Here is a 26,498-nt window from a genome sequence, read left to right as displayed (position 1 = left end):
CGGTTCCGGATGGTCTTTCCTGTGTTATATGCTTATTCGCCGCGCCACTCCGCGAAGATATCCTCCGCCTCCTCCGCGCTTGCGGTTTTCAACAGCCTCTGCGCCAGCTCGCGGCACTCCGCATACGAATGCGCCGCAAGGTCTGCCTTGGCCGCCGGCATCGCGGACGCCGACATGGACAGATTGGTCACGCCCAGACCGCACAGCACGCTCGCCATGCCCGGCGTGCCAGCCATCTCGCCGCACACGCCGCACTCGATGCCGTTTTCGTTCGCCGCCTTCGCGGTCATGGCGATCAGCCGCAGCACGCCCGGATGGAGCGGACGGTAGAGGTACGAGATCTTCTCGTTGATGCGGTCGACCGCGCACGAATACTGAATGAGGTCGTTCGTGCCGATGGAGAAAAAGTCCGCCTCCTGCGCGAGCACATCCGCGCAGACCGCCGCGACCGGGATTTCGACCATGATGCCGACCTTGACGTTCGGGTTATAGTCTACGCCCTCTGCGTCGAGCAGATCCCTCGCCTCGCGGAGCACCTGCTTCGCGTTGCGCAGCTCGTCGACCGACGAGATCATCGGGAACATGATGCGCAGGTCGCCGTACCGGGCGGCGCGCAGCAGCGCGCGCAGCTGTACGAGGAACAGGTCGGTGCGGTCGAGGCAGATACGGATGGCGCGGTAGCCGAGGAACGGATTCTGCTCCTTTTCCAGATCGAGCGCCGGAACCTCCTTGTCGCCGCCGATGTCGAGCGTGCGGATGATGACCGGACGGCCGTCCATGGTCTCGACCGCCTTTTTATACGCCTGGAACTGCTCCTCCTCGCTCGGCAGATCGGGACGGTCCATGAACAGGAATTCCGAGCGGAACAGGCCGACACCCTCGCCGCCCAGCTCCATGACGCGCACCGCGTCGCCCGGCGTGCCGATGTTGCCCTCGATGATGATGCGGCGGCCGTCGCTCGTCTCGCCCGGACGGTCCCGGAACGCCGCGAGCATTGCGCGGCGCTCATCATCCTTCGCCTTCTTTTCCGCGAACTTCACGAGCGTCTCCTCGTCCGGCTGTGCGATCAGCTCGCCGGCTGCGCCGTCGATCAGCAGCTCCATGCCGTCCTCGATCGGGTCGAGCTTTTCGCCCGCACCGACGACCGCCGGAATGCCCATCGAACGCGCCATGATGGCCGAATGGCTCGTGCGGCCGCCGATCTTCGTGATAAAGCCGACGACCGGCTTGCCGCCCATCTTCGCGGTATCCGACGGCGTGAGATCGTTCGCGACGACGATGCACGGCTCGGTGATCGTGTCGAGCGGATTTTCCGCGATGCCCTTGAGGTTTTTGAGCACGCGCATCGAAATATCGCCGATGTCGGCGGCGCGCGCCTGCATATACTCGTCATCCATCGCGCGGAACATCGCCTGAAAATTCTCGCAGTTGACCATGCACGCAAACTCCGCGCACACGCTCTCGTCTGCGATCTCATTCGTCATGCCCTCGACGAAATCCGGGTCCTCGAGCATCATCAGATGCGCGTCAAAGATCTCCGCCTCCTTCGGGCCGATATTCTTCTCGGTCTCGTCCCGCAGCGCCGCGATCTGCGCCTTGGCGTTTTCGACCGCCTCCAGTGCGCGCTGCTGCTCCGCTTCGATGTCCGTGACCGTATTTCTTACCACAGTCAGGTCGACGTCCCGGATCACGAGCGCCTTTGCGCGCGCGAGACCCTCGGAAACGCCGATCGCCTTGATTTTCAACATATCTTTCCTTCCTCCACTCTCATGCGTCTTGTCTTTCCTGTAATTCCTTACAATTTTACCACTCTAATTGTACGTTATATTGTCGTTTTCGTCAAGTGCATCTGAGCATTCTCAAAAAAATGTTGCATCCTTCGATATTTTCTGTGCCATATCGCGGATTTTCTGCTATACTAAAGACATATGTTATCCCTGTAAGGAGGACTATCCCAATGGCAAATCGCTGCACACGAATTCCCGAAATCATGATGCCCCGCGAGGGCACCGACCTGTCCAAATGGGCGGTCATCGCCTGTGACCAGTACACCTCTCAGCCCGAATACTGGGCGGAGACCGACCGCATCGTCGGCGACGCACCGTCTACGCTGCGTCTGACCCTGCCTGAGGTCTATCTCGAGGACGCAGACGTCGCGTCCCATATCGAGCGCATCCACAAGACCATGCAGCAGTACGTGCAGGACGGCACGCTGCGCACCCTGCCTGCCGGCGCAGTACTGACCGAACGCTGGTCCGGCGGCTCGGCGCCGCGCCGCGGCATCGTGCTCGCGGTCGACCTGGAGGCCTACGAGTACACCCCCGGCTCGGCATCTCTTATCCGCCCGACCGAAAAGACGGTCGTTGAGCGCATCCCGCCCCGTCTGAAGGTGCGCGAGGGCGCCTGCCTCGAGCTGCCGCACATCATGATCCTCATCGACGACCCCGACCGCAGGATCATCGAGCCGCTGTTCGAAAAGACCGGCTCCTTTTCCAAGCTGTATGATACCGATCTCATGCAGAACGGCGGCCATATCACCGGCTGGTTCATTCCGCAGGGCAAGGACACCGACGCGATCGAGAGCGGTCTGGAGGCGCTGTGCGACCGCGAGACCTTCAACGCGAAGTACGGCTGCACGGACGCGCAGGCGCTCCTCCCCTACGCAGTCGGTGACGGCAACCACTCCATGGCTACCGCCAAGGCATACTGGGAGGAGGTCAAGAAGGGGCTGACCCCCGAGGAGCAGGAAAACCATCCGGCTCGCTTCGCGCTCGCGGAGATCGTCAACATCCACGACGAGAGCATCATCATCGAGCCGATCCACCGCGCACTGTTCGGCGTAGACGGCGAGGAGCTGCTGAAGTCTCTCACCGCGTTCTATGAGGCACAGGGCTGCAAAGCATATGTTGCGGACAACGCGCCGGAGACCGAGGGCGCACACTTCTATCCGTTCGTCTCCGCAGAGAAGAACGGCGTATTCGTTGTCGAGGACCCGAAGTGGGCCATCCCGGTCGCGACCATCCAGACCGGCCTGGACGCCTTCCTCGCCGAGCACAAGGACGTCAAGATCGACTTTATTCACGGCGCGGACGTTGTCGTCTCGCTCGCCGAGAAGAAGGGCAACTTCGGCTTCATCCTGCCGGACATCGCCAAGAACGACCTGTTCCGCGGCGTTGTATTCGACGGCGTGCTGCCGCGCAAGACCTTCTCCATGGGCGAAGCGCACGAGAAGCGCTACTACCTCGAAGCAAAGGCTATCGTAAAGTAAAAATCAATCCATTTCTGAGGGCGCAGCCGGTTCGGCTGCGCCCTCTGTTTTCCAGTCGAGCACCGCTCTCCCCTGCTCCGCGCGGCACAGCACGAAGGCCGGCGCGAGGGCGAACGGCTCGTGCGGCGAAAACGGACAGGACAGACAGACCCCATTCTCCGTCCGCTCCGCGCTGACTGCGCCCGCCTCGATGAGCGCGTCAAGCACTGCGTCCCCGGTGCGCGGCGGCTCGGTGCGCGGCGCACGTTTCTCCGGCTCGACACGCGGCGCCTGCTCCTGCCGCTCGGCCAGATACACGCGCAGCGGTTCTTTCCCTGTCCATCCGGCCTGCCGCAGTGTTTCGGCCGACAGACGCCTTGCAAGGCGCAGCCTGCCGCCCTGCGGCTCGGGCAGACCGACATAGAGCGGCGCGGCTCCCTCTGTTTCCGCATAAACGCGCAGGATGCACGCAGAGCAGAGCTCGCAGTCGAGCACGGCGCGCACGCCGCCGGGCTCCTGCCGCCAGTCGAGCGAGCCTGCCCTCCGCCCTTCAAAATACACCGCCGTCCGCATGCACATCCCCCCATAAGAAAAACGAGACCGTCGTATTACAAGGTACGCGGTCTCGTTTTCTGTTAGAACCTCAGCCCTGTACGCTGCCCAGACCGAAGCTGACCGCCAGTGCTTCATCCACATGGCGCATCGCCCGCTCGTCGAGCGTACCCATTTTTTCGCGCAGACGGCGCTTATCGAGCGTCCGGATCTGCTCGGTCAGAATGATCGAGTCCCTGGTCAGTCCGTAGTTCGGTGCGCCGAGCGAAATATGCGTCGGCATTTTCGCCTTGTTCACCTGCGATGTAATGGCAGCGGCTATGACGGTAGGGCTGTACCGGTTGCCGACGTTGTTCTGCACGATCAGCACCGGACGCACTCCGCCCTGCTCGCTCCCGACCACCGGACTGAGGTCTGCATAGTAAATATCGCCGCGTTTAATGCTGCTGTCCATATTCAGTCACTCTCCGCTCATAGATTCGCGTCCCTTTCGGGTGCAAACCTATTGTCCCCATGCTGTGCGAAAATTATAGCCGGGAACAGAAAAAAGCGAGGATGCAATTTTGCAGATTTGCTTCCCCGCTTCATTCTATGCGATTTTAACCGATGCAGTACCTCGGCACGCGGCGGCTGACCGCGCACAGCACCTCATACGAGATCGTACCGGCGGCCTCGGCGGCATCCTCCGCCGTCCACGCGCCCGGGCCGAACACCGTGACCTCGTCGCCGCGGTGCACCTGCGCGCCCTCCGGGATGCGCACCATGCACATATCCATGCAGATGCGGCCCATGACAGGCGCGAGCCTGCCGTCCAGAACAACGTGCGCCTTTCCCGAGCCCGTGCGCAGAAAGCCGTCTGCATAGCCGACCGAAACGACCGCCATATGCGTCGGCTCGCCGGTCTCAAATGTGCGGCCGTAGCTGATGGTCGTGTGCGCCGGAATGTCGCGCACCTGCACCACGCGCGCCTTGACCGTCATGGCGGGCTTCAGGTCGAGCACCGGCGGCACCGAGGCATCCGGACGGTAGCCGTACAGGATGATGCCGGCGCGGGTCATCGTGCAGTGCATCTTCCTGTAGCTCTGGATCGCGCCGCTGTTCGCGCAGTGGCGCAGCGGCAGGTCAAGGCCGTTCTCCGCCAGACCCTCGCATACGCCGCGGAAGCGGTCATACTGCATCTCGGTGTATTTCTCGCCCGACGGCACATCCGCCACCGCGAAGTGCGTAAAGATGCCCTCGCTCCTGAGGCCCGGCTTTTTCGCGCACTCGAGAATGCGGCGAACGGTCTCCTCGCGCTCCCACGACGGGAAGCCGATACGGGTCATGCCGGTGTCGAGCTTGTAGTGCACGGTGATGTCGCGGCCCGTGCGGACGGCCGCCGCCGACAGCAGCTCGGCGGTCTCCTCGTCGTAGACCGGCGCGGTGATGCCGTATTCCGCAACAGTGTCCATATCCGCGGCGTCGATGTAGCCGAGGATAATGATCGGCTTTTCGATGCCGTTTTCGCGCAGTTCAACTGCCTCCGGCACGGTCGCGACCGCGAAATACGGCGCGCCCATGCTTTGCAGGCGGTTTGCGACCGGCACAGCGCCGTGGCCGTAGCAGTCCGCCTTGACCACGCACAGCACGGGCGCTTTCGCGGCCTCGCAGATGACGCGGTAGTTATGTTCGATGGCACCGAGGTCGATCTCCGCCCAGGTGCGATGCTTGTTTGGCTGCATTTTTCTTCATCCCCTGATTTTCGGCGTTATCCGCCGTTTTCCTGATACGATGTAAACCGGATGCTCAGCTCGCGCGTTCCGTCCGCGAAAAGCTCGGCATAGACCGGCTGCATGTTGTCCTCGCGCAGCCAGACCAGTTTTTCGATGGTTTCGTCTCCGCTCTCGCTTCGGTAGTGCAGCACGGTGAGTGCCGTGCCGTCCGCGCTCTCGCGCCAGCTTTCGTCCGCCGGCGTATCTCTCAGCGCGCACACAACGCCGAACACAGCATCCGCCGGCGTCATGCCCGGCCGGACCGGCCGCGCGTCGTCGAGCACCAGATCGTCATACTGCAGGGCGAGCGTCGCTTCGCTGTCCCCTGCGATGCGGCCCGATACCCCGGAAACCGACTCGGGTGCGGTGATCGTGAAAACATCGACATCCTCTTTATTATAGGCGTAATCCAGCTCAAACGCCATAGTAAAATCATCTGTTTCGGATAAAATTTTTACATGCGCCGAAAATCCGCTGATATTCTCATAGTGCGCACGCACATCCTTGCCGCTGTTTTCGTCTGTTCCGCAGCCGCACAGCAGCGCGGTGAGCAGCAGCAAAGGCAGCCATCGTTTCAGTTCACCACTCCCTTGTGTTATATCGGCGCGTGACTCCGGGCAGGCACGCGAGCAGGTCGGTCGGCGTCATGCCGTACTCGCCGTACCGGTTCGCGGCGCTGTCGCCTGCCGCGCCGTGCAGCCATGCCGCGGCGCAGGCCGCGTCCTCCGGCGCGAGTCCCTGCCCGATGAGCGAGACCAGCATGCCGGCGAGCGTATCGCCGCTGCCGCCCTTCGCCATGCCGGGGTTGCCCGTATGATTGCGGAACAGCCGTCCGTCCGGCGCGGCGATCAGCGTGCGGTGCGCCTTGTAGAGCACCGTGCAGCGGTTTTCCTGCGCAAAGGCGCACAGCTCCTCCGGCTGCATCTGCTTTTTCCCCGACAGACGGGCAAATTCGCCTGCGTGCGGCGTCATGACGAGCGGCCTGGCCGTCCGGCGCAGTATATCCTTATGCTGCGCGAGCGCAAATATGCCGTCTGCGTCCAGCACGATCGGGCACGCGGCCTCGCGCAGCAGCGTGCACACGACCTCAGTCACCTCGTCCGAGCGGCCGAGTCCGCAGCCGATGAGCAGCGCGTCCGCGTGCTCCGCCAGCTCGAGCAGCCGCGGGAGCGCCCGGACGGAGAACGGGCCGTCCTCCGTGCACGGGAGCGGCCGCACGACCGGCTCGCTGAGCTTGACCGCGAGCACGGGCCACGCCCGCTCGGGGACGGCGAGCGTCACCACGCCGCTGCCCATGCGCACCGCGCCCTGCGCCGCGAAGAACGCCGCGCCCGTATATCCTGCCGAGCCGCACACGCAAAGAATGCGGCCGTAGTCGTTTTTGTTGCTCTCCGCCGCCCTTCGCGGCATGAGCGCGTCGATATACTCCCAGTCAAGCTCTTTCATCTCTGTTTTCCCCTTTATGTTGCGCTGTTCGCCGCGGCGGCATTCGACTGCGCCATCACGGCATCAATGGCGAGCACGACCGCGAGCACCAGCTGCTCGTTCTCGTTCTCCGAAATACAGATCTCGTAGCAGTCGCCCCAGGTGAACCACTGCTTGTGGATGGACGCGACCGTGCCGCGCGCGCCGCTGATCTCATAATCGTGTGCGCCGAAGTTGCCGTTCACCTCCCAGTCTATGCCCTCCACGCGGTAGCGCTGCGTAAAAAAGGTAAAGTCCTTGACGATCTCGGCCTGCAAAGCGCCGTTCATGTACACATAAAAGCGCGGCTTGAACGAAAACGCCTTCTGCTGGATGAAGGCGACCTCCGCGCCGGCCGTGTCGGTCAGATGCAGCTTTTTGCCGAGCGAGAACACCTCGCCGCGTACATAGTATCGGTCGTTCCCGTTCTCGTCCCAGACGGTAAACCGGTCGCCCCACGAAAAAACCTTCTGTTTCATGCACAGATTCATATCCATCCCTCCTGTACCCTTAGGATACACCACCGTCCGCACCGCGTCAAGCCGCATCGCATAGACTGTCAGGGGATGTGATATTCTTATGGCAATCCGAATTTTTATTGACCAGGGGCACAATCCGAGCGGCCCCAACACCGGCGCGGAGGGAAACGGCCTGATCGAGCAGGACATCACCTACACTGTCGGGCTGTATCTTGCCGAGCTGCTGTCCGCCGACCCCCGGTTTGAGGTGCGGCTCAGCCGCACCTCTCCCGGCGAGATCCTCGGCACGAGCAACGCGACCAGTCTCGCCGCGCGCGTGCAGGCGGCCAACGACTGGCCTGCCGACTACTTCATCAGCATTCACTGCAACGCGAACGAAAATCCGGCCATCAACGGCACCGAGGTCTACGTCTACCAGGAAAACACGCAAGCCTACTGGCTCGCGCAGCATGTGCTGAACGGCATCGTGCAGCGCACCGGCACGCGGAACAACGGCGTGCGCGTGCGGCCGGAGCTGTATGTCCTGCGTCGCACGAAAATGCCGGCCATTCTGGTCGAGCTCGCCTATCTGACCAACGCGCAGGATGCGCTGCGGCTCGAGACCGACCCCTTCGGCTTCGCGCAAGGCATCATGAACGGCATCCTTGAATATTTTGCATAACGTTCGCACACAAAAAAGACCTTCCCGAATATCGAGAAGGTCTTTTAAGACTGTCGAAAAACTACAGTTTTTCCGACAATCTGTGTTCTGACTGACGCAGAACACGGTCGTCCGAAAGTTCCCCCTATGGAAACTTTCTCCCTCTTAAAGTATCAAAACCGAGGTACACGCCCCCGGTTTTGATGAACTCGCTGCGCGAGTTCTATTTCATGCGCGCTGCCGCGCGACGGCTGCTCTGACGCAGAATAAGCTTTTATCAGCAAGCTGAAAAGACCTTCCCGAATATCGAGAAGGTCTTTTGTTTATTGATTACAGCTTAAAATCCGCCTGTCACGCCGAGCACCTGTCCGGTGACGAAGGACGCCTTTTCCGAGCAGAGATACAGGATGCTGTCCGCGACCTCGTCCGCGCGTCCGATGCGCTCGAGCGGCGTTTCGTCCGCCAGCGACTGCATGACGTCCCCGCCGTGCATCGCGTTCATGTCGGTGTCGATGACGCCGGGCGCGACGCAGTTGACGCGGATGCCGCTCGGCCCGAGCTCGAGCGCGAGCGATTTAGACAGACCGATGAGCGCCGCCTTGCTCGCGGCGTAATGGCTCTCGCAGGACGCGCCGCGCTCGCCCCACATGGACGAGACGATGACGATGCTGCCCTTCTGGCAGTGCAGCATATCCGGGAGCGCCGCGCGGATCGTGCGTACCGCCCCCATCAGATTGACGTTCAGCATGGTCAGCCACTCGTCATCCGTGATGTCCTGAAACAGCTTCTGCTGCGCGATCCCCGCGTTGCAGACAACGGTGTCGATCGCGCCAAGGCTTTCGCGCGCCGTTTTCACTGCGCTTTCCACCGCGTCTCTGTCCGCACTGTCCGCGCAGAGCGCGAGCGCACCCGTTTCCGCCGCCAGCGCTTCCGCCTTGTCGCGGCGCGCGGAATACGTAAACGCTGCCGGTCTCCCAGCCTCCGCAAAGGCGCGGACGCAGGCAGCGCCGATGCCGCGCGAACCGCCGGTAATAAATACCGAACCCATCAGATCGCGACCGTCTGCTGTGCTTCAAACAGGCACTGGTTGAGGTCCTTATGCTTCGCCAGACCTTCCTCGATGTCGATGTCGGTAACGAGGTTTGCGTCCGATACGATAACGCGGTTGGTCTTGCCCTCCATCAGAGCGCGTACCGCTGCGTAGCCCATGCGGGTCGCCATGACACGGTCCATGGCGGACGGAGAGCCGCCGCGCTGGATGTGGCCGAGGATGGTAACGCGGGTGTCGATGCCGGTCGCTTCGTGGATCTGGTCTGCGACCTCCTGTGCGGAGCCGTAGCCCTCTGCGACGATGATGATGTGGTGGTTGCGGCCCTTGATGCGGCCGATGCGCATCTTTTCTACGATGTCAACGTCGAAATCCAGCTGTCGCTCGGGCAGGCAGATCGCAGTTGCGCCGACAGCGCAGCCGACCTGGAGCGCGAGATGACCTGCGCGGCGGCCCATGACCTCAACGACAGAGCAGCGCTCGTGAGACTGCATGGTGTCGCGCAGCTTGTCGATGCACTCGATTGCAGTGTTGCACGCAGTATCGAAGCCGATGGTGTAGTCGGTGCAGACGATATCGTTGTCGATCGTGCCCGGCACGCCGATGCACGGAACACCCTTGCGCGAAAGCGCCTGCGCGCCGCGGAACGTACCGTCGCCGCCGCAGCAGATCAGGCCGTCGATGCCCAGGTACTTGCAGGTGTCGGCCGCCTTCTGGAGACCCTCCTCGGTCATCATTTCCTTGCAGCGGGCGGTGTACAGCATGGTGCCGCCCTTGCGGATGATGCCGTCAACGCTGCGCGCGCCCATCTCGATGATGTCGCCGTTGATCAGACCGCTGTAGCCGCGGCGGATGCCGAGAACGGAAATGTCATTTGCCGACGCGCTTCGAACGACCGAGCGGATGAGTGCGTTCATGCCCGGCGCGTCGCCGCCGCTTGTTAGTACGCCAATTCTGCGAATCTGCTTTTCCATAAAAGAAAGCCTCCTTCTGTGTGCTTTGAGCTTTTCGGGCGGCGCTGTTCTGTTGCAGTGTCGTCCTGTCCCCTCTACATCTTCCTGAAGCATCCGGCCCTGCCGAGGCCGACGCTTCAAATTACCTCTATTTTATTATAACATCATCCTCGCTCAAGAGGAAGCGTAATTTTTGCAAAATGTTTTCGTCCGGCCGGCACCACAGACGGCGCGAGACGAGCGTCGTTTTCTTCGTGTCGAGCGGATACAGATAGACCGGCGTGTCGCCGGGACAGGTCGAGAGCACCGCGCGGATGCCGGGCCATTTGACGCCCTTCAGGCTGTCGAGGCGGATATACAGCTTGTGCGGCGCCCTTTTCGCCGCTTCCGCGTCGGAAAATACGCTCGCGGCCGGCTTTTCCGCAGTCGTGAGCGCGTTTACCGAGCCCTCGTTCAGCGGCTGCGCCTCGTTCAGCAGCACCTTGGGCGCCTCCTCCTCGCGCGCGTCGATGCGTCCGGTGAGCAGCACCGCGCTGTCCGCCGTCAGATACGCGCCGCACTGCTGGAGCGCCTTCGGGAATACGACGAGCTCGATGGCCGCCGTGTCGTCCTCCACGGTCACATACGCCATCATCGAACCGTTTTTCGTGCTTTTGAGCTTGACGGCGGTGACGACGCAGGCAAGGCGCACGGTCATGCCGTCCCGGTAGACCGGCTGCGCGCTCTCGCCCGAAAGGTCGTCGATGATCCTGCGCACGGGCGCAGCCTTGGCGCGGGCGGCAAGCTCGCGGTATTCGTCCATCGGATGCCCCGACAGATAAAGTCCGGTCGTCTCCTTCTCCATCGCGAGCAGCTCGCGCTTGGAGACCTCGGGAATATCGGGCAGCGCGATCTGCGTGTCCTGCACCGCGTCGTTGCCCATGCCGAACAGGTCCATCTGTCCCTCGATATTCTTTTTGCGGTTCTGCGCAATGGCATCGACCACCGGGCCTGCGACGCGCAGCAGCTGGCTGCGGCGGCAGCCCATCGAGTCGAACGCGCCCGCCTTGATGAGACATTCGAGGGCGCGGCGGTTGAGCTCGCGGTCGTACATACGCTCGCAGAAATCCTGGAACGAGGTGAAGATGCCGTTCTTCTCCCGCTCGTCGACCAACTGCTTCATAAACGAGCGGCCGACGCCCTTGACGGCGGCAAGGCCGAAGCGGATGTCACTGTCCGCGACCGAAAAGCTGTCATACGACAGGTTCACATCGGGCGGCTGCACCGAAATTCCCATCTCGCGCGCGGTCTGGATATACTCGGAGATTTTCTCCGAAACATCGAGCACGCTCGTCAGAAGCGCCGCCATGTACTCGCGCGGATAGTGGCACTTGAGGTAGGCGGTGCGGAAGGACACGACCGCGTAGCAGACGGCGTGCGCCTTGTTGAAGGCGTAGTTTGCGAAGTCCATGATCTCGTCAAACAGGCTCGCCGCGACCGCTTCGGGCACGCCGCGCTTGATTGCGCCGTCAATGCCAAGCTCCTCGTTGCCGTGGATGAAGTTGACGCGCTCCTTTTCGAGCTCCTTCATCTTCTTTTTACTCATCGCGCGGCGCACCATGTCCGCCTTGCCGAGCGAATAGCCGGCGAGCGACTGGAACACCTGCATGACCTGTTCCTGATAGATCATACAGCCGTAGGTAACGCCTAAAATCGGCTCAAGCAGCGGATGCTTGTACGTCACCTTTTCAGGGTGATGGCGGCACTCGATGTAGCGCGGAATGGACTGCATCGGTCCCGGGCGGTACAGCGCCACGACTGCGGTAATGTCCTCGATGGACTGCGGCCGCAGACCGGTGACAACGTTAGTAATGCCCGCGCTTTCCAGCTGAAATACGCCCATGGTCGAGCCTTTTCCGAGCATTTCATAGGTCGCGGGGTCGCTCATGTCCAGCTTTTCGATGGAGAAATCCGGCGTGTGGCGGCGGATCATCTTCTCCGCGTCCGCGATGACCGTGAGGTTGCGCAGACCGAGAAAGTCCATTTTGAGCAGACCCAGCTCCTCGATCGTGACCATCGTGAACTGCGTTACCATCTGGTCGCCGTTGCGCGAGAGCGGAACATAGGTATCGACCGGGTTTTTGGTGATGACGACGCCGGCGGCGTGGGTCGAGGCGTTTCGCGGCATGCCCTCGAGCTTGCGCGCCGTGTCGATCAGCTCGCGCACCTGCGGCGTGCCGTCATACATTTTTTTCAGCTCCGGGTTGACCGTGAGCGCCTTCTCGATGGTCATGTGCAGCTCGTTCGGCACCTGCTTGGCGACCGCGTCCACGTCGTTGTACGGGATGTTGAGCGCACGGCCGACGTCGCGGATCGCGCCGCGCGCAGCCATCGTGCCGAAGGTGACGATCTGCGCGACACGGTCTTTGCCGTACTTCCGCGTGACGTACTCGATGACCTCGGGACGGCGGACGTAGCAGAAGTCGACGTCGATATCCGGCATAGAGACGCGCTCCGGGTTAAGGAAGCGTTCGAAATACAGCGAATAATGGATGGGGTCGAGGTCGGTGATGCCGAGACAGTAGGAAACGATCGAGCCTGCCGCCGAACCGCGGCCCGGGCCGACCGGAATGCCCTGACTCTTGGCGTAGCCGATGAAGTCGGAAACGATGAGGAAATAATCGACAAAGCCCATCTTGGCGATCATGTCGATCTCGTACTGCAAACGCCCGCGCACCGTGCCGTCATCGTCCGGATAGCGCCGCGCAAAGCCCTCATCGCACAGCTTCTGAAGGTATTCAAGCGAGGTATAGCCCTCCGGAACGTCGAATTCGGGCAGGTGGTACTTGCCGAACTCAAAGTCGACCTGACACCGCTCCGCGATCTTGACCGTGTTCGCGAGCGCCTCCGGATGCTCCGGGAACAGCGCCGCCATTTCATCCGCGTCCTTGATGTAGAACTCCTGCGTTTCGAACTTCATGCGGGTCGGGTCATCGACCGTCTTGCCCATCTGGATCGCCATGAGGATGTCCTGCGTGCGCGCGTCCGCACGGGTCAGATAATGCGCGTCGTTGGTCGCGACAAGCTCAATGTTCAGCTCCTTCGCGAGCTGATACAGTCCCTCGTTGACCTTTTTCTGCTCCTCGATGCCGTGATCCTGTATCTCGAGATAGAAATGCTCCCGGTCGAAGATCTCGAGAAATTCCTCGCAGATCTCATAGGCCTTGTCCATATTTCCGTTCGCAATCGCGCGCGGAATCGCGCCCGCGAGGCAGGCGGACATGCAGATGAGGCCCTCGCTGTGTCCGCGCAGAAGCTCCATGTCGATGCGCGGCTTCATGTAAAAACCCTCGGAGAACGCGGCCGAGACCATATGGATGAGGTTTTTGTAGCCGGTCATGTTCTCGCACAGCAGGATGAGGTGGCTGTGCCATTCGCCGTTGACGTAGCCGCGCTCGTGGCGCGAATGCGGCGCGAGGTAGACCTCGCAGCCGATGACCGGATGGATGCCCTTCGCCTTGCAGGCGCGGTAAAAGTCGATCACGCCGTACATGACGCCGTGGTCGGTCAGCGCACACGAGGTCTGTCCGAGGTCAGAAACACGCTCGACCAGCTGTTCGATGCGGCACGCGCCGTCGAGCAGGCTGTATTCGCTATGCACATGCAGATGGGCAAATGGTACCATTTAGTTCTCCTTTGCAGCAAATTCGGTTATCTTTTTCAGCCTGTGGCTCAGTCCCGGCTTGGAGATGGGCGGATCGAACCGCCGCGCCAGCTCGGTCAGGCTGTCGGTCGGATAGGAAAGCCGCAGACGCACGGTCTCTCGGAGATTGTCCGGGAAGGCCTCCTCCCCGCCCTCGCGCAGCACGCTTTTGATCGCGGCGATCTGCCGCGCGGACGCATCCGCCGCCTTGACGAGGTTCGCCGTCTCGCAGTTGACCTGACGGTTGATGGTGTTCCTGAGGTTTTTCTCCACCTTCGCCTGCATCAGCTCCATCGCGGCGTGGGGCGCACCGATGCGCGTGAGAAAGTCCTCGACGCTCGCGCTGTCCTTGAAGTACAGCAGCTGTGCGCTCGCACGCCTTGCCTGCTTGGGCGCAAGACCGAGGTCGAGCATCAGGCTGGTCTCCTCGCCTGTGAGGCTCTGGTGAGTGCTCTTGAGCTCGAGATGGCTCTTCTTATCCGGTCCCGCGACCGTTCCAGCCATGAGGAACGCGCCGCGCAGAAAGGCCGCGATGCAGCAGTCCTCCTCGAGCACGTTGCGGTTGAGGTGGTAGGTGATGTGGTTTTTTCTGTCATATCCCAGCGCGTCAAAGATGCGACCGATGCGCGGCGGGTCGTTGATGATGAGCTGCTGCTTGCGGCCGCAGCTTTCCGCCTCGCTGTCCACGAAGAACGCGCGCTGCAAAAGCGCCTGAAGCCGCCGCACGACGACAGCGTTCTCCGCCGAAAGGCGGATCTCCTTATGCGAGAACACCGAGGCGTGCAGCAGCGCGCCGTAGGCCTCCGCGCGGGTGCAGCACGCCCGGCTCATGGAAACGCTGCACAGCTCGTTTTTGACTTCGGTAGAAAATGACATGTATTCTAACTCCATTTCTGCGGTGCTCCGCAGACCGGAGCCTTATCTCTGATAATCTCGATGCATGGTGACAACGCCGTATTCACGACCGCGCAGATGCTCGCTGAGCGCTTCCGCGATCGCGACCGAGCGGTGCTTGCCGCCCGTACAGCCGACGCTGATGATGAGGTTCGCCTTGCCCTCCGCCATGTAGCGCGGCAGGAGGAAGTCGATGAGCGTGGTCAGATGGCGCATGAGCACGTCGGCCGTGCCGCCCTGAAACACATAATCACGCACCTCGGGGTCGGTGCCGTTGCGCTCGCGCAGGCTCATCTCGTAATACGGATTGGGCAGGAAGCGTACATCGAACACGAGGTCGCTCTCGGGCGGAATGCCGTATTTGAAGCCGAAGGACTGCACGATGACCTCGAAGGCTGCGCCGGTCTCGGTGGAGAACAGGGCGAGCAGGCGCTCGCGCAGACCGGCGGCGGACAGGCCCGTGGTATCGACCACGAAATCCGCGCGGTTGCGCAGCGCGGACAGCATCGTGCGCTCCTTTTCGATCGCCGCCGTCATGGAAACGCCCTTGTCCATCAGCGGATGCTTGCGGCGCGTCTCCTTGTAGCGGCGGATGAGCGTCGCGGTGTCCGTGTCGAGGAACAGGATGCGGTAGTCGCAGCCCATGTCGCGGATGGAGTCGAGCGAGTCAAAGAGCTGCTGAAAATCGCCGCCCGCACGCACATCGGTCACGAGCGCGACACGCTCATACCGCTCCGTCGCGGCAAGGCAGACCTCCGCGAAGCGCGGAATGAGCGCGATCGGCAGATTATCGACGCAGTAATAGCCGAGATCCTCCAGTGTCGCGACGGCGCGGCTCTTGCCTGCACCGGACATGCCGGAAATGATCAAAAAATACATAATTCCATCCTCCTTGCCCACGTTCAGCGGAATTTCTCCCGTTTATCTTACGATGCGCACCTCGCACTCCAGCTCGACGCCGAACTGCTCCCGAACGCGCTCCTGCACCAGCTCGATCAGGTGCAGCATGTCGTCGCAGGTCGCGCCGCCCCGGTTGATGAGAAAGCCTGCGTGCTTTTCCGAAACCTGCGCCGCGCCGACGGACGCACCCTTGAGTCCGGCGTCCTCGATGAGCTTTCCGGCAAAATATCCCTCGGGACGCTTGAAGGTCGAGCCGGCCGACGGGAAGTTGAGCGGCTGCTTGTCGCGGCGGCGCTGCGAAAAATCGTTCATCTTGTCCAGAATGGCCGCCGAGTCGCCCGGCTGAAGGCGGATGACCGAGCGCAGCACGGTCCAGTCCGGATGGTCGCGGAAAATGCTGCGGCGGTAGCCGAAGCCATGCTCCTCGCCGCGCAGCGTGTGGATATTGCCCTCTGCGTCCAGATATTCCGTGCTCTCGACGATGCCGGCCATCTGACCGTCATACGCGCCGGCGTTCATGAATACCGCGCCGCCCAGACTGCCCGGAATGCCGCCGGCAAACTCCGCGCCGGTCAGACCGGCACGCTGTGCGCGGCGTGCGATGCGGCTGAGGAGCGCGCCGGCCTCCGCCGTCAGCGTGTTGTCGTCGCCCACGCGGACCTCGTCCACCTCGGAGGTGCACACGACCGCGCCGCGCACGCCCTCATCCGAGACCAGAATATTCGAGCCGTTGCCGAGCAGCAGCATCGGAACGCCCTGTGCACGCAGCACCTCGAGCGCGCCGATCAGCTCCCTGCGCGTCTTGGGCAGGATGAAAAGGTCGGCCGGGCCGCCGATGGAAAAGGTCGTGTGGCGGCGCATCGGCTCGTTGATCAGAATGTCTATTTCCGGGGCGGTTTCGCGCAGAGCCTCCGCGCAGCCCTTGATATTGTTCAGCATGATATTCTTCCTCCCGTTTAAGGATATATTTGAAAACAGTATGCCCTTTCTGCGGCGCATACCGATACGATTCACAGCAAATGAGCGGCATTTCCACCCATACTCATACAAAATATATTATACCAAAAACCGGCGCGGAGTGCAATTCCCCCGCCCCGAAAAAAAAGAAAAAAGCACCCGGACCTCCCCGAGTGCTTTTCCCACCGTCCTGCGGCGATGCCGCAGCAGGTGGGACAGGCGCACCGCAGTGCGCCGCATAAAATTCCCCATAAAAGTCCAGCTCTGCCGGACTTTTATACCGCTGCCCGCGCCGCGGCGGCGCGGCCGCCCCTGCCGTGCAGGGGCGAGGGGGGTATCGTTTTCGGTTTCTCCGGAACCGAAAACGTATCCAGGGGGGACAGCGTCCCCCCTGGAATCACTCAGCCGAGCCACACTTCCTCATGCTCGCCCTTGCGCGGACGCGCGAGCAGCATCCTGATGCCATCCTTTGCGGACAGGCCGCCGTACAGCACGCCGTACATCGCCTCGGTGATCGGCATGGAAACGCCCTGCTGCTGCGCAAGGTGGTAGCCGGCCTCAGTCGCGTAGTAGCCCTCGACCGTTGCGCCGACCTCCTTCATAGCTTCCTCGACGGTCGCACCCCTGCCGATCAGGATACCGGCGCGGCGGTTGCGCGAGTGCATCGAGCAGCAGGTAACGATCAGGTCGCCCACGCCCGACAGACCGGCGAAGGTCTCCTGCTTCGCGCCGAGCTTGATGCCCAGACGGGCGATCTCGGTCAGACCGCGCGTCATAAACGCCGCCTTGGAGTTGTCGCCCAGACCCAGACCGTCCGAAATGCCGGCGCCGAGCGCAATGATGTTCTTGAACGCACCGCCGAGCTCGCAGCCGATGATGTCGGACGAGGTGTAAACGCGGAAATTCGTGTCGTTCATGAACGCTTCCTGCGTCAGCTCCGCCGCCGCGCGGCTCTCAGACGCCGCAACGATCGCGGTCGGGATGCCGCGCGCAACCTCCTCCGCGTGCGTCGGGCCGGTCAGCGCAACGACCGGATTCCTGCCGTTCACGGCGCGCGCGATGGTCTCGGAAAAGCGGCAGTAGCCGTGCTTGCTGTCCAGACCCTTGCCGACGTTTACGAGTACGGTCTCCGGCTTTACGATGGACGCGAGCTTCTCCGCCGTCGAGGCGACCGCGAACGACGGAACCGCAAGTACAACAAGCTCCGCATCCGCTGCGCCCGACATATCGGTCGTGATCTCGATGCCGTCCGGGATGACAACGCCCGGCAGCAGCTTTTCATTGCAGCGTTCGCGGTGCAGCAGGTCGCATTCCGCCTGCTGATAGGTCCACGAGGTCACCTGATGGCCGTTCTGATGCAGCAGCATCGCCAGCGCGATGCCCCAGCCGCCGGTGCCCAGTACAAAAACCTTCATTTTGCAGTCTCCTCTCAGTCAGACATGGTTTTCTTGCTCTTGAAGGAAAATTTGTTTTCCTTTCCGCGGATGATGCGTCCGATATTCGAGCGGTGCATGAATACGACGACCGCCGCCATGCCGAGCGCCATCGCGGTCAGCACCGGGTCGCGATAGAATACCCAGGTAGTGATGGGAAAGCTGACCGCGCCCAGGATCGAGCCGAGCGAGATCCATTTGGTCACGATGACCGACAGCAGGAACAGCACAAAGGCGATGCCGAATACGCGCCAGTCGAAAAACGCGAGCATGACCGCACCGACGAGCACGCCCTTGCCGCCCTTGAAGCCGAAGTACAGCGGGAACATATGGCCGAGGATGACGAAGATGCCTGCCGTCAGCTTGCCGACCGGACCGGCGAGCACCATGCCGATCGAGACCGCCGCCGCGCCCTTGGCGATGTCGCCGAGAAGCACGAGCAGCGTCTTTTTCGCGCCCATGGTGCGATATGCGTTGGTCAGACCCGCATTTCCGCTTCCGTAGTTTCTGATATCCTTACCGAGTGTCAGCTTGCTGACGATGATCGCAAAGCTCAGCGAGCCGAGCAGATACGCGCAGACCGCAATGATCGCAAAATGCGTAAGTGTCATGACGTTTTTCCCCCAGAATTCATTTTTTCGGTCAGCGCACGGTTATTCCTTGTCGCCGCGCTCGCGCACGACCATGCGCACCGGCGTGCCGGTCAGGCCGAATACCTCACGGATCTGGTTTTCCAGATAGCGCTGGTACGAGAAGTGGAACAGGCGTGCGTCGTTGCAGAAGCAGACGAAGGTCGGCGGACAGGTGGAGGCCTGCGTCATGTAGAAGATGCGCAGGCGGCGGCCCTTGTCGGTAGGCGGCTGTACGCGCGCCGTCGCCTCGGCCAGAATGGCGTTCAGGCGGCCGGTCGGGATGCGCATATGGTTCTGCTCGTAGACCTCATGGATGAGCGCGAACAGCTTGTCCACGCGCTGACCGGTCTGCGCGGAGATGAACAGCACGGGCGCATACGGCATGTAGGCCAGACCCTCGCGCACGCGGAGCGTATACTCCTTCATGGTGGAGCCGTCCTTCTCGACCAGATCCCATTTGTTGACGACGATGATGCACGCCTTGCCGGCATTGTGCGCCTCACCTGCGACCTTGGTGTCCTGCTCGGTGACGCCCTCGGTCGCGTCGATCATGATGACGCAGACGTCCGCACGCTCGACCGCGAGCAGTGAACGCATAACCGAGAACTTCTCGATCTTCTCGTCTACCTTGCTCTTTTTGCGGATGCCGGCGGTGTCGATGAAGGTGAATTTGCCGTGCGCATTGTCTACGGCAGCATCAACGCTGTCGCGCGTCGTGCCGGCAACGTTCGAGACGATGACGCGCTCCTCGCCCAGCACGCGGTTGAGCAGGCTGGACTTGCCGACGTTCGGCTTGCCGATCAGAGCAACGCGGATGCGCTCGTCGTCCTCTTCCTCCTCGTCTGCCGCCGGGAAATGCTCGTAAGCCGCATCGAGCAGCTCGCCCACGCCGTAGCCGTGCAGAGCGGAGATGCCGAACGGCTCGCCCAGACCGAGGTTGTAGAACTCATAAAACTCCGCCGGAGGATCGCCCGGCTTGTCGCATTTGTTGACCGCGAGCACGATCGGCTTGCCCGAGCGCAGCAGCATGGACGCTACGTCCTGATCGGCTGCGGTGACGCCGGTGCGCAGGTCGGTGATGAGGATGATGACATCCGCATGCGAGATCGCGGTCTCCGCCTGAAGGCGCATGAACTGCAGGATCTCGTTGTCGTTGGACGGCTCGATGCCGCCGGTGTCGATCACGGTGAAGTCACGGCCGCGCCAGTCGCTGTCCGCATACAGGCGGTCGCGCGTTACGCCCGGCGTGTCCTCGACAATGGACAGACGCTTGCCTGCCAGACGGTTGAAGAGCTGCGATTTGCCGACATTCGGACGGCCGACGATCGCAACGATAGGTTTTGCCATAGGTTTCCCCTCCCTCAAGGTCAGTTTAAGTCATTTGCAGAAAAATTGCAATCAAATCTGTGTTAATTCTGCGCTGTGCGCGCAGGAATTTTTCAAAAAAAATGAGGAAAGCGTGCGCCTTCCCCATTCTTTTTGTTCTGTTTGAGCCTTACGCTTCCTTAACGGCGACAACCTCACGGCCATTGTAATAGCCGCAAGCCTTGCACATTCTGTGCGCCAGCTTCATCTCGCCGCACTTCGGGCACTTGCTCATGCCGGGCAGGTCCAGCTTCCAGTGGGAGTTACGACGCTTATCGCGACGGGCCTTAGAAATTTTTCTCTTAGGTACTGCCATGGTGGATACACCTCCTACTCAAATCTTGTTAAAATAAAATGAAAACAATAATCAGTTGCCCTTGTCGTTATCGAGCAGGGCGCGCAGCGCGGCAAAACGAGGATCGATCTGCCTGCTCTCGCAGTCGCATTCGGTCACGTTACGGTCTGCGCCGCAGTGCGGACAGAGGCCTTTGCAGTCCTCTTTGCACAGATAAGTCATCTGTACCTGCAGGATCAATGCCGGCACAAGTACGTCCGCAGGATCCACGCTGTCGCCGGTCAGCACGAAAAGATCATCCTCTTCCTCCGCCTCAGGGTCGTCGGACAGGATCATGTCAGCTTCCGCTTCGAGCGGAATATCGAGCGGTTTCAGACAGCGGGCGCACTCGGTGGAGTACACGGTTCTGATGCTGCCCTTCAGGCGTAACACGCCGCTCTCATTCGATACCTCGCCTTCCACATAGACGGGACTCTGAAAAGGATTTCTGCCGTACATCTTCTCATCCTTCAGGTCGATGACCTCGGAAAACGGAAGAACGGCATGCTGCAGCGCATTCAGCTTTTTTAACTCAATCTTCATGTCAACCTCACATGGTACTAAAACAGTATACTACAATCAATCGTTCTTTGTCAACTGATTTTTACGGCAAATGCGTATTTTATTGTTTTGCCGCCACACTTCCCTTTCTGCGCAAAATACGTTATACTATATAAACATACGATAAACGGTAACACACGCCAGAAAAGGGACTTTACTTTGAGAGAATATTATATCACAAAAAACGACAGCGGGCAACGCCTGAATAAATTTTTAGAGAAAGCCGTGCCGCGCCTGTCGGGCGGCATGATGCACAAATACCTGCGCCTCAAGCGCATCAAGCTCAACGGCAAACGCACCGAGGCTGCCTGCCGCCTCGCCGAGGGCGACAGGGTGCAGCTCTACATCAACGACGAATACTTTGAACAGGTGCGCGAGGAGGAGGCGTTCCGCCGCATCAAAACGCCGCGCCTGACCGTGGTCTACGAGGACGAGAACATCCTGCTCGCGGACAAGGCGCCGGGCATGGTCGTGCACGCGGACGAAAAGGGCGACAGCGACACGCTCATCGCCCACATCCAGGCTTATCTCTACCAGTCGGGCGCATGGAATCCGGACGACGCGGCGTCGTTCGCCCCGGCTCTGTGCAACCGCATCGACCGCAACACCGGCGGCATCGTCATCGCGGCAAAGACCGCCGAGGCGCTGCGCATCCTGAACGACAAGATCAAGGAGCACGAGCTGAAGAAGAAATATCTGTGCGTTGTGCTCGGCCGCCCCAGTCCGCCGAAGGGCCGCATCGAGAATTTCCTGCGGCGCGACGAAAAGCGCAAGCAGGTCACGCTGCATGACCGGCCGGTCCCGGGCGCCAAGACCGCAAAGACCCTCTACCGCACGCTCGCCTCCACGAAGGAGCTCTCGCTCGTCGAGTGCGTCCTGCTCACCGGCCGCACCCATCAGATCCGCGCCCATATGGCCTCGATCGGCTGTCCGCTGCTCGGCGACGGCAAGTACGGCCGCGGCGACCGCAACCGCGCCTGCGGCGAGACCGGTCAGCTGCTCTATTCGTATGAGCTGACCTTCGCCTTCGAGAGCGACGCCGGCGCGCTCCAGTACCTCGACGGCAGGACCTTCCGCGTCAGGCGCATCGACTTCGTTCAGAAGTATTTCCCGGATTTCCGCTTCTGAGCACGCCCTTTCTCCACAGATAAAAGAACCTCCGACACACCGTTTTCCGGTGCATCGGAGGTTTTCTTTTAGGTGAATTCTGCCGGAGAATACGTGCCGTCCTTGATCTCCTGCGCGACCTTGTCGCTCAGGCCGTTGTAGACGACGCCCGGTTCGAGCGTAATGCCGTGGATCGCGGCCAGCTGAGACACCGTGACGAAGGCGTAGGTCTTGTCCGTGCGCTTCTGCAGCTCGTCGATCGCGTCGAGCGCACCCTGCACCGAGGTCGGGTACAGATCGTGCATCAGCACAACATCGCCGTCGCCTGCCTGCTCAACGATGACCTGCTTGACGTGCGCCGCGTCGCGGTATTTCCAGTCCTGGGTGTCCACGCTCCAGTTGATGATCGGCAGGCCCGCCTCCTTGGCGACCGCCTTGACCGTATCGTTGACGCCGCCGCCGACCGGGCGGAGCAGCGTCGGCAGACTGCCGGTCTTTTCCTTGATAAGTTCGCTGTTGGAGTTGATCTGCACATCGACTTCCTCGCGGCTGAGGCCGGTCAGGCGTGAATCCGGATGGTTCATCGTGTGGTTCGCGATCTCGCTGCCCTCTTCGAGCTGACGCGGCATACACGCACTGTACTCCTTGATGCGGTAGCCGCACTCAAAGAACGTCGCCTTCGCGCCGCGCTCCTTGAGTCCATCGAGCAGATAGTTGGTCAGGCCGTCCGGATAGCTGTCCATCTTGCCGGTCGGGCCGTCGTCGAAGGTCAGCGCGATATAAACGTCCGCCTCCGGAATATCGCCGTCCACCGCGTCGCTCAGACTGCTGCGCAGCGAGTCGAGATAGGTTTTCTGGCTGTCCAGACCGTCGAGCGAGAGCGTCGTGAATGCGAACGCACCGTCGCCGAGATCGGTATAGTTTCTGCCGATGATCTGCGCAAGCGCCGGAGCGGAGATATAAAACCGGTCCTTTTCCTCGTCGAGCCAGACTGTGAAGTCATCGCCCTTGACGTGCTTGCCGTCGATCTTGAACTTTCCGTTCGTCGTGACCGTGGTTTCGGTATCATTATATTTTACCGTCCAGGTCTTTTTACCGTCGAACTCCGCCGTGCCGCCGAGCGCGGTCAGCGCCGCCTTCAGCGGAACGTATTTCGTGCCGTTCTGCTCCATGACGCCCTCGCCCAGCTTTTCGCCGTCAGAGGCCATGGTCTTAGTCTCGCCGGCAACGAGCGCCTTGTCCGAGTCGGTGCGCATCAGGATGCTGTCTCCCGTGATCTGCTTCTCGGACGGGCCGAGAACCTTCGTTACGTCATCCGTGATCTGCTTGATCGCGTCCTCGGTCAGCTCGTCGTCCTTCTGCGAGATGATGAGCAGATCGCCCTGCTCCTCGGCGGTTTCGGCGGTCTTCCACGAGAACGCCGCACAGAAATCCTTCGCCGGGATGAAAACGACGCCGTCCTTCACCGAAGGCGCGGCCGCCATGTTCCTGCTCTCCTCGCCCATCTGAACCTTGGTGCTCGAGGCCTTGATCTCAGCGGTCTGCTTGTTCCAGACTGCCGTGCCGCTCTTCGTGCTTTCGTCCCAGGTCAGATCGATCTGAAGCTCATCGCACAGAGACTGGAGCGGCGCGAACAGGTTGCCGCTCTGATCGCGGTAAGGCGCCGCCTCAAGGTCGAACGTCTTTCCGTCGCAGTAGCCCAGCTTGTTGTCCACCTGATAGACGATCTCGTGCGTGCCGGTCCTGCCGATCACGGCGCTGACCGCTGTCGTCACCAGCTTGACCGCGAGCACGATGAGCGCGATCAGGAGCACGATCACCAGTACCAGCACGCCATAGTGGCTCTTGCGTTTTCGACGGCGGCGGCGAGGACGTGCATAGCTGTTCGCCGTACCATATGCCATTTTGAACTCTTCCCTTCCTGCCTTTTAAACCCCGGTAATGCTTTCTGTATTTTACGCGGGGTCGTCTGCTTTAGAATTGGTTTCCGCGGCAGACTGTCTGACGCCGCTTTTCGCGGCGACCGGCCTTTCCTTTGCTTATTATAGCATCAAAAAACAGGAATGAAGGTTACATTCCTGTTACTTTTTTTCAGGCAATACCGCATAACGGGACAAAAGCGATCTGCGAGCAAACAGCGCCGCAGCTTTCCCTGTGCGGTGTTGCCTTAGGTTACAGCTCCTCCCCTGCGCTCCAGTTGACGAGGTTCGGGTTTTTCTCCTGCTTTCGCTCGGACGGCGGCGTTACCTTGACGCCGAAAAAGTCGTACCACTGACCGCAGCGGTCGCACTGCCATGCCGTCGCCTCAGTCTCATCCATGATGTAGATCTCATATCCGCAGTCACAGGTTAAAATCGTCATGCTTTTTCTCCCTTCCTGTCCGTTATCTCTATTATACTACGCATCACAGCAAAAGTCTATTTTCTGCCGAAAAAACAATCTGTCTTCCTCTTTCTGCGAAACGTGCTATACTATAATAAAGAAATGCATGCCGATAAAAGGAGACCGAATATGAGCAGAACCAGACTGAATGATGACTTTGCGCGGCAGGTGCTTTCTGTCGTCGAGAAGATCCCCGCCGGCTCGGTCGCGACCTACGGACAGCTTGCGTGCATGATCGGGCGGCCGAAAAATGCGCGTCTGGTGGCGCGCGTGCTTTCACACGCAGAATACTACGGTCATTTCCCCTGTCACCGCGTTGTCAACCACGCCGGCCGCATCGCGCCGGGCTGGTCTGAGCAGGCTGACCTGCTCCGCGCGGAAGGCGCGGCCTTCAAGAATGAAACGCATGTCGATCTGCGTCAGTCGCTCTGGCTGCGCGCGGACTGAAAAAAAGCAGCAGAAAAGGTGCGTGTACGGGAACGCTCAGCGTTCGGTGCACGCACCTTTTTCAGCAGTCTTACAGGCCGCTCTGCATGGTCGTGCAGACGAGCGCCATGTCGCTGTTGTACTTGGTACGGATGGCAATATCCGTGTAGAGCAGCTCTTTTTCCGGCTTTTTCTTGTGCAGAAGATACTCATACAGCAGAAACGGCGGCCGGTAGCCCTGCTCGAACGCCTCCTGATCGAGCACGAAGCTCAGACTGTCCGACTGCAGAAGCTCCATATTCAGCTCGTTCAGGTCGAACGCCGCCACCTTCACGCGGCCCTTCAGGCCCTCCTCCTCGATCGCCTGACACACGCCCTTCTGACCGTTGGACGCAACATAGATCGCCGCAAGATCGGGATTTGCACGCAGTGCGTGCTGCGTGATCTCATGCGAATAGTCATCGCGATCAAAACACGGCTGAAACGCCAGCGTACTGATATTGAGCGTATTTTCCGCCTTTATGGCATCCAGAAAGCCGTTCAGGCGGTTGTTGTGCGCAGTATTATTCAGATGACCGGCGAGCGGGAGCACCTTTCCGCCCTCGGGCAGCATCAGGCGGAGCAGGCACGCCGCCGTCTGACCGGCGCGGTAGTTGTCCATACCGATAAAGCACAGGCGTTTGCTGCCCGGCGCGTCGGCGTTTAAGGTAATGACCGGAATGCCCTGTGCGTGCAGTTCATCAATGCACTGCCGCACCTCCGGCGCGGTATCCGGGGAAAGCGCGATACCCTGCACGCCTGCCGAAACCAGCTCCTCTATATATTCGAGCATCAGCTCGGTGTCCAGACCCTGAAAATCGCGAAGAACGAGCTCGACGCCTGAGGCTGCAAGCTCCTCCGCTGCACGCTGCACGCCTGCACGCACGACCTGCATCGTCGGGGTTTCGGTGGACTGTAGAATCACGCCGAGCTTGAAATCCTGCTTGGAGCGCACGAGCGCCTGTCCGATCAGGTTGGGCTTATATCCTAGCTCAAGGGCGATTTTCTGAATTTTTTCCTTTACTTCCGGGTTGACACGGCCTCGATTGTGCAGCGCACGATCCACAGTGCCGCGCGATACTCCCGCGAGATCCGCAATCTGCTGAGCGGTGACCGCCATAATGTTTACCTCCTTTTGTTTTTTTCGCTATGTTTATAGTATATCATACTGCACGCAGCTTGCAATGCTTTTTTTGAAAAATGCACGCATTTTTATGAAATTGTTATTCTGCGCTCCTGCGTTTCCGCGCACGCATACTATTATAATTGTATGCGTGCATTTTTGATGTATTTTAACGTTTTTCTGTCCCTTTTCTGTAAACATGCAGTCGGTCATCCTCCTTCTCTTTCAACCGTTTTAACAAACTGCACAACATCATCCCTATTTCTTTGGGTATTCTTGCTATCATTTTGCACGCAAATGCACGCATCTTTTCGCTGTATTCCGATTTTTTTTACAAAAACCACCCCTGTTTTTTGTGGCAATTCCTAAATATAAATTAAATGCACTTTTCCCTCTTGCAAATCCAAAATAAACGTGATAATCTATACCCATCAAAACAAATCCCCACAAAAACAAGCCGCTCGGTGCAAGGGAGAACGCGCCGGAAAAGCTCAAGGGGATTGTTTTTAGAGGGATAGCGTTCACGAGA

The 26,498-nt window shown here is 60.5% G+C and carries 25 protein-coding genes; 4 read left to right on the top strand and 21 right to left on the bottom strand.

Annotated elements, in window-relative coordinates:
* Positions 1-32: 32 nt before the first annotated feature.
* The gene (gene ptsP, locus H8S02_RS10625; RefSeq protein WP_186970500.1) at positions 33-1,748 is read right to left on the bottom strand and encodes a phosphoenolpyruvate--protein phosphotransferase; all 1,716 of its coding nucleotides are present in this window, start codon (positions 1,746-1,748) and stop codon (positions 33-35) included.
* Between the two features lie 209 nt (positions 1,749-1,957).
* On the opposite strand from ptsP, the gene H8S02_RS10620 reads away from it, so the two are divergent.
* Positions 1,958-3,268, top strand: a complete 1,311-nt coding sequence (locus H8S02_RS10620) for a DUF1015 domain-containing protein (protein ID WP_186970499.1) — start codon at positions 1,958-1,960, stop codon at positions 3,266-3,268.
* A 3-nt stretch (positions 3,269-3,271) separates the two neighbouring features.
* Here the strand turns inward: H8S02_RS10620 and H8S02_RS10615 are convergent, their stop codons facing one another.
* The 6 genes from H8S02_RS10615 to H8S02_RS10590 form a co-directional block, all read right to left on the bottom strand.
* Complete coding sequence (locus tag H8S02_RS10615; RefSeq protein ID WP_186970498.1) at positions 3,272-3,820, bottom strand: hypothetical protein; 549 nt, start codon at positions 3,818-3,820, stop codon at positions 3,272-3,274.
* 70 nt (positions 3,821-3,890) lie between these two features.
* Complete coding sequence (locus tag H8S02_RS10610) at positions 3,891-4,253, bottom strand: type II toxin-antitoxin system PemK/MazF family toxin (protein ID WP_118686287.1); 363 nt, start codon at positions 4,251-4,253, stop codon at positions 3,891-3,893.
* Positions 4,254-4,398: 145 nt separating this feature from the next.
* Positions 4,399-5,520: an alanine racemase gene (alr, locus tag H8S02_RS10605; RefSeq protein ID WP_186970497.1), complete on the bottom strand. Its 1,122-nt coding sequence runs from the start codon at positions 5,518-5,520 to the stop codon at positions 4,399-4,401.
* Between the two features lie 26 nt (positions 5,521-5,546).
* Positions 5,547-6,110, bottom strand: a complete 564-nt coding sequence (locus H8S02_RS10600) for a hypothetical protein (protein WP_186970496.1) — start codon at positions 6,108-6,110, stop codon at positions 5,547-5,549.
* A 19-nt stretch (positions 6,111-6,129) separates the two neighbouring features.
* Entirely contained in the window at positions 6,130-6,996 is an 867-nt protein-coding gene (locus H8S02_RS10595; protein ID WP_186970495.1) for an NAD(P)H-hydrate dehydratase, read from the bottom strand.
* A gap of 14 nt (positions 6,997-7,010) precedes the next feature.
* The gene (locus H8S02_RS10590) at positions 7,011-7,505 is read right to left on the bottom strand and encodes an LURP-one-related/scramblase family protein (protein WP_186970494.1); all 495 of its coding nucleotides are present in this window, start codon (positions 7,503-7,505) and stop codon (positions 7,011-7,013) included.
* Between the two features lie 88 nt (positions 7,506-7,593).
* Between H8S02_RS10590 and H8S02_RS10585 the strand changes: the two genes are divergently transcribed.
* Positions 7,594-8,154: an N-acetylmuramoyl-L-alanine amidase family protein gene (locus tag H8S02_RS10585; protein ID WP_186970493.1), complete on the top strand. Its 561-nt coding sequence runs from the start codon at positions 7,594-7,596 to the stop codon at positions 8,152-8,154.
* A gap of 316 nt (positions 8,155-8,470) precedes the next feature.
* On the opposite strand, the gene H8S02_RS10580 is transcribed toward H8S02_RS10585, so the two are convergent.
* The 11 genes from H8S02_RS10580 to H8S02_RS10530 form a co-directional block, all read right to left on the bottom strand.
* Positions 8,471-9,181 (bottom strand): SDR family NAD(P)-dependent oxidoreductase, encoded by a 711-nt coding sequence (locus H8S02_RS10580; RefSeq protein WP_186970492.1) that lies wholly within the window; start codon positions 9,179-9,181, stop codon positions 8,471-8,473.
* On the bottom strand, positions 9,181-10,155 hold the full coding sequence (gene pfkA / locus H8S02_RS10575; protein ID WP_186970491.1) for a 6-phosphofructokinase: 975 nt from the start codon (positions 10,153-10,155) through the stop codon (positions 9,181-9,183). The genes H8S02_RS10580 and pfkA overlap by 1 nt, the downstream gene beginning before the upstream one ends.
* Positions 10,156-10,282: 127 nt before the next feature.
* A complete protein-coding gene (locus H8S02_RS10570; protein WP_186970490.1) occupies positions 10,283-13,798 on the bottom strand; it encodes a DNA polymerase III subunit alpha in 3,516 nt (1,171 codons plus the stop codon).
* Complete coding sequence (gene whiA, locus H8S02_RS10565; protein ID WP_186970489.1) at positions 13,799-14,692, bottom strand: DNA-binding protein WhiA; 894 nt, start codon at positions 14,690-14,692, stop codon at positions 13,799-13,801. It lies immediately after the preceding gene.
* A gap of 42 nt (positions 14,693-14,734) precedes the next feature.
* Positions 14,735-15,589, bottom strand: coding sequence for an RNase adapter RapZ (gene rapZ / locus H8S02_RS10560; protein ID WP_186970488.1), 855 nt, complete (start codon positions 15,587-15,589; stop codon positions 14,735-14,737).
* Between the two features lie 42 nt (positions 15,590-15,631).
* Positions 15,632-16,549, bottom strand: a complete 918-nt coding sequence (gene murB / locus H8S02_RS10555; protein ID WP_186970487.1) for a UDP-N-acetylmuramate dehydrogenase — start codon at positions 16,547-16,549, stop codon at positions 15,632-15,634.
* A 419-nt stretch (positions 16,550-16,968) separates the two neighbouring features.
* Positions 16,969-17,982, bottom strand: coding sequence for an NAD(P)H-dependent glycerol-3-phosphate dehydrogenase (locus H8S02_RS10550; protein ID WP_186970486.1), 1,014 nt, complete (start codon positions 17,980-17,982; stop codon positions 16,969-16,971).
* A 14-nt stretch (positions 17,983-17,996) separates the two neighbouring features.
* The gene (gene plsY, locus H8S02_RS10545; protein WP_186970485.1) at positions 17,997-18,611 is read right to left on the bottom strand and encodes a glycerol-3-phosphate 1-O-acyltransferase PlsY; all 615 of its coding nucleotides are present in this window, start codon (positions 18,609-18,611) and stop codon (positions 17,997-17,999) included.
* 42 nt (positions 18,612-18,653) lie between these two features.
* Positions 18,654-19,979, bottom strand: coding sequence for a ribosome biogenesis GTPase Der (gene der / locus H8S02_RS10540; protein WP_186970484.1), 1,326 nt, complete (start codon positions 19,977-19,979; stop codon positions 18,654-18,656).
* Positions 19,980-20,127: 148 nt separating this feature from the next.
* Positions 20,128-20,313, bottom strand: coding sequence for a 50S ribosomal protein L32 (rpmF, locus tag H8S02_RS10535; protein WP_118686272.1), 186 nt, complete (start codon positions 20,311-20,313; stop codon positions 20,128-20,130).
* Positions 20,314-20,364: 51 nt separating this feature from the next.
* Entirely contained in the window at positions 20,365-20,874 is a 510-nt protein-coding gene (locus H8S02_RS10530; protein WP_186970483.1) for a YceD family protein, read from the bottom strand.
* 177 nt (positions 20,875-21,051) lie between these two features.
* On the opposite strand from H8S02_RS10530, the gene H8S02_RS10525 reads away from it, so the two are divergent.
* Complete coding sequence (locus tag H8S02_RS10525) at positions 21,052-22,020, top strand: RluA family pseudouridine synthase (RefSeq protein ID WP_186970482.1); 969 nt, start codon at positions 21,052-21,054, stop codon at positions 22,018-22,020.
* Positions 22,021-22,088: 68 nt separating this feature from the next.
* Here the strand turns inward: H8S02_RS10525 and H8S02_RS10520 are convergent, their stop codons facing one another.
* Complete coding sequence (locus H8S02_RS10520; protein ID WP_186970481.1) at positions 22,089-23,903, bottom strand: polysaccharide deacetylase family protein; 1,815 nt, start codon at positions 23,901-23,903, stop codon at positions 22,089-22,091.
* A 268-nt stretch (positions 23,904-24,171) separates the two neighbouring features.
* Positions 24,172-24,360 (bottom strand): hypothetical protein, encoded by a 189-nt coding sequence (locus H8S02_RS10515; protein WP_118686268.1) that lies wholly within the window; start codon positions 24,358-24,360, stop codon positions 24,172-24,174.
* 150 nt (positions 24,361-24,510) lie between these two features.
* Between H8S02_RS10515 and H8S02_RS10510 the strand changes: the two genes are divergently transcribed.
* Positions 24,511-24,828, top strand: coding sequence for an MGMT family protein (locus tag H8S02_RS10510; protein WP_186970480.1), 318 nt, complete (start codon positions 24,511-24,513; stop codon positions 24,826-24,828).
* A gap of 70 nt (positions 24,829-24,898) precedes the next feature.
* On the opposite strand, the gene H8S02_RS10505 is transcribed toward H8S02_RS10510, so the two are convergent.
* Positions 24,899-25,966 (bottom strand): LacI family DNA-binding transcriptional regulator, encoded by a 1,068-nt coding sequence (locus H8S02_RS10505; protein ID WP_186970479.1) that lies wholly within the window; start codon positions 25,964-25,966, stop codon positions 24,899-24,901.
* Positions 25,967-26,498 lie beyond the last annotated feature (532 nt).

The organism is Agathobaculum hominis (assembly GCF_014288055.1).
In the GTDB taxonomy this organism is placed as follows: Bacteria; Bacillota; Clostridia; order Oscillospirales; family Butyricicoccaceae; genus Agathobaculum; species Agathobaculum hominis.
This window is presented reverse-complemented; position numbering and strand designations above follow the sequence as displayed.

Coding starts and splice junctions, on each gene's coding strand:
- ptsP (WP_186970500.1), bottom strand. CDS start 1,748: ATGTTGAAAATCAAGGCGATCGGCGTTTCCGAGGGTCTCGCGCGCGCA.
- H8S02_RS10620 (WP_186970499.1), top strand. CDS start 1,958: ATGGCAAATCGCTGCACACGAATTCCCGAAATCATGATGCCCCGCGAG.
- H8S02_RS10615 (WP_186970498.1), bottom strand. CDS start 3,820: ATGCGGACGGCGGTGTATTTTGAAGGGCGGAGGGCAGGCTCGCTCGAC.
- H8S02_RS10610 (WP_118686287.1), bottom strand. CDS start 4,253: ATGGACAGCAGCATTAAACGCGGCGATATTTACTATGCAGACCTCAGT.
- alr (WP_186970497.1), bottom strand. CDS start 5,520: ATGCAGCCAAACAAGCATCGCACCTGGGCGGAGATCGACCTCGGTGCC.
- H8S02_RS10595 (WP_186970495.1), bottom strand. CDS start 6,996: ATGAAAGAGCTTGACTGGGAGTATATCGACGCGCTCATGCCGCGAAGG.
- H8S02_RS10590 (WP_186970494.1), bottom strand. CDS start 7,505: ATGAATCTGTGCATGAAACAGAAGGTTTTTTCGTGGGGCGACCGGTTT.
- H8S02_RS10585 (WP_186970493.1), top strand. CDS start 7,594: ATGGCAATCCGAATTTTTATTGACCAGGGGCACAATCCGAGCGGCCCC.
- H8S02_RS10580 (WP_186970492.1), bottom strand. CDS start 9,181: ATGGGTTCGGTATTTATTACCGGCGGTTCGCGCGGCATCGGCGCTGCC.
- pfkA (WP_186970491.1), bottom strand. CDS start 10,155: ATGGAAAAGCAGATTCGCAGAATTGGCGTACTAACAAGCGGCGGCGAC.
- H8S02_RS10570 (WP_186970490.1), bottom strand. CDS start 13,798: ATGGTACCATTTGCCCATCTGCATGTGCATAGCGAATACAGCCTGCTC.
- whiA (WP_186970489.1), bottom strand. CDS start 14,692: ATGTCATTTTCTACCGAAGTCAAAAACGAGCTGTGCAGCGTTTCCATG.
- rapZ (WP_186970488.1), bottom strand. CDS start 15,589: ATGTATTTTTTGATCATTTCCGGCATGTCCGGTGCAGGCAAGAGCCGC.
- murB (WP_186970487.1), bottom strand. CDS start 16,549: ATGCTGAACAATATCAAGGGCTGCGCGGAGGCTCTGCGCGAAACCGCC.
- H8S02_RS10550 (WP_186970486.1), bottom strand. CDS start 17,982: ATGAAGGTTTTTGTACTGGGCACCGGCGGCTGGGGCATCGCGCTGGCG.
- plsY (WP_186970485.1), bottom strand. CDS start 18,611: ATGACACTTACGCATTTTGCGATCATTGCGGTCTGCGCGTATCTGCTC.
- der (WP_186970484.1), bottom strand. CDS start 19,979: ATGGCAAAACCTATCGTTGCGATCGTCGGCCGTCCGAATGTCGGCAAA.
- rpmF (WP_118686272.1), bottom strand. CDS start 20,313: ATGGCAGTACCTAAGAGAAAAATTTCTAAGGCCCGTCGCGATAAGCGT.
- H8S02_RS10530 (WP_186970483.1), bottom strand. CDS start 20,874: ATGAAGATTGAGTTAAAAAAGCTGAATGCGCTGCAGCATGCCGTTCTT.
- H8S02_RS10520 (WP_186970481.1), bottom strand. CDS start 23,903: ATGGCATATGGTACGGCGAACAGCTATGCACGTCCTCGCCGCCGCCGT.
- H8S02_RS10515 (WP_118686268.1), bottom strand. CDS start 24,360: ATGACGATTTTAACCTGTGACTGCGGATATGAGATCTACATCATGGAT.
- H8S02_RS10510 (WP_186970480.1), top strand. CDS start 24,511: ATGAGCAGAACCAGACTGAATGATGACTTTGCGCGGCAGGTGCTTTCT.
- H8S02_RS10505 (WP_186970479.1), bottom strand. CDS start 25,966: ATGGCGGTCACCGCTCAGCAGATTGCGGATCTCGCGGGAGTATCGCGC.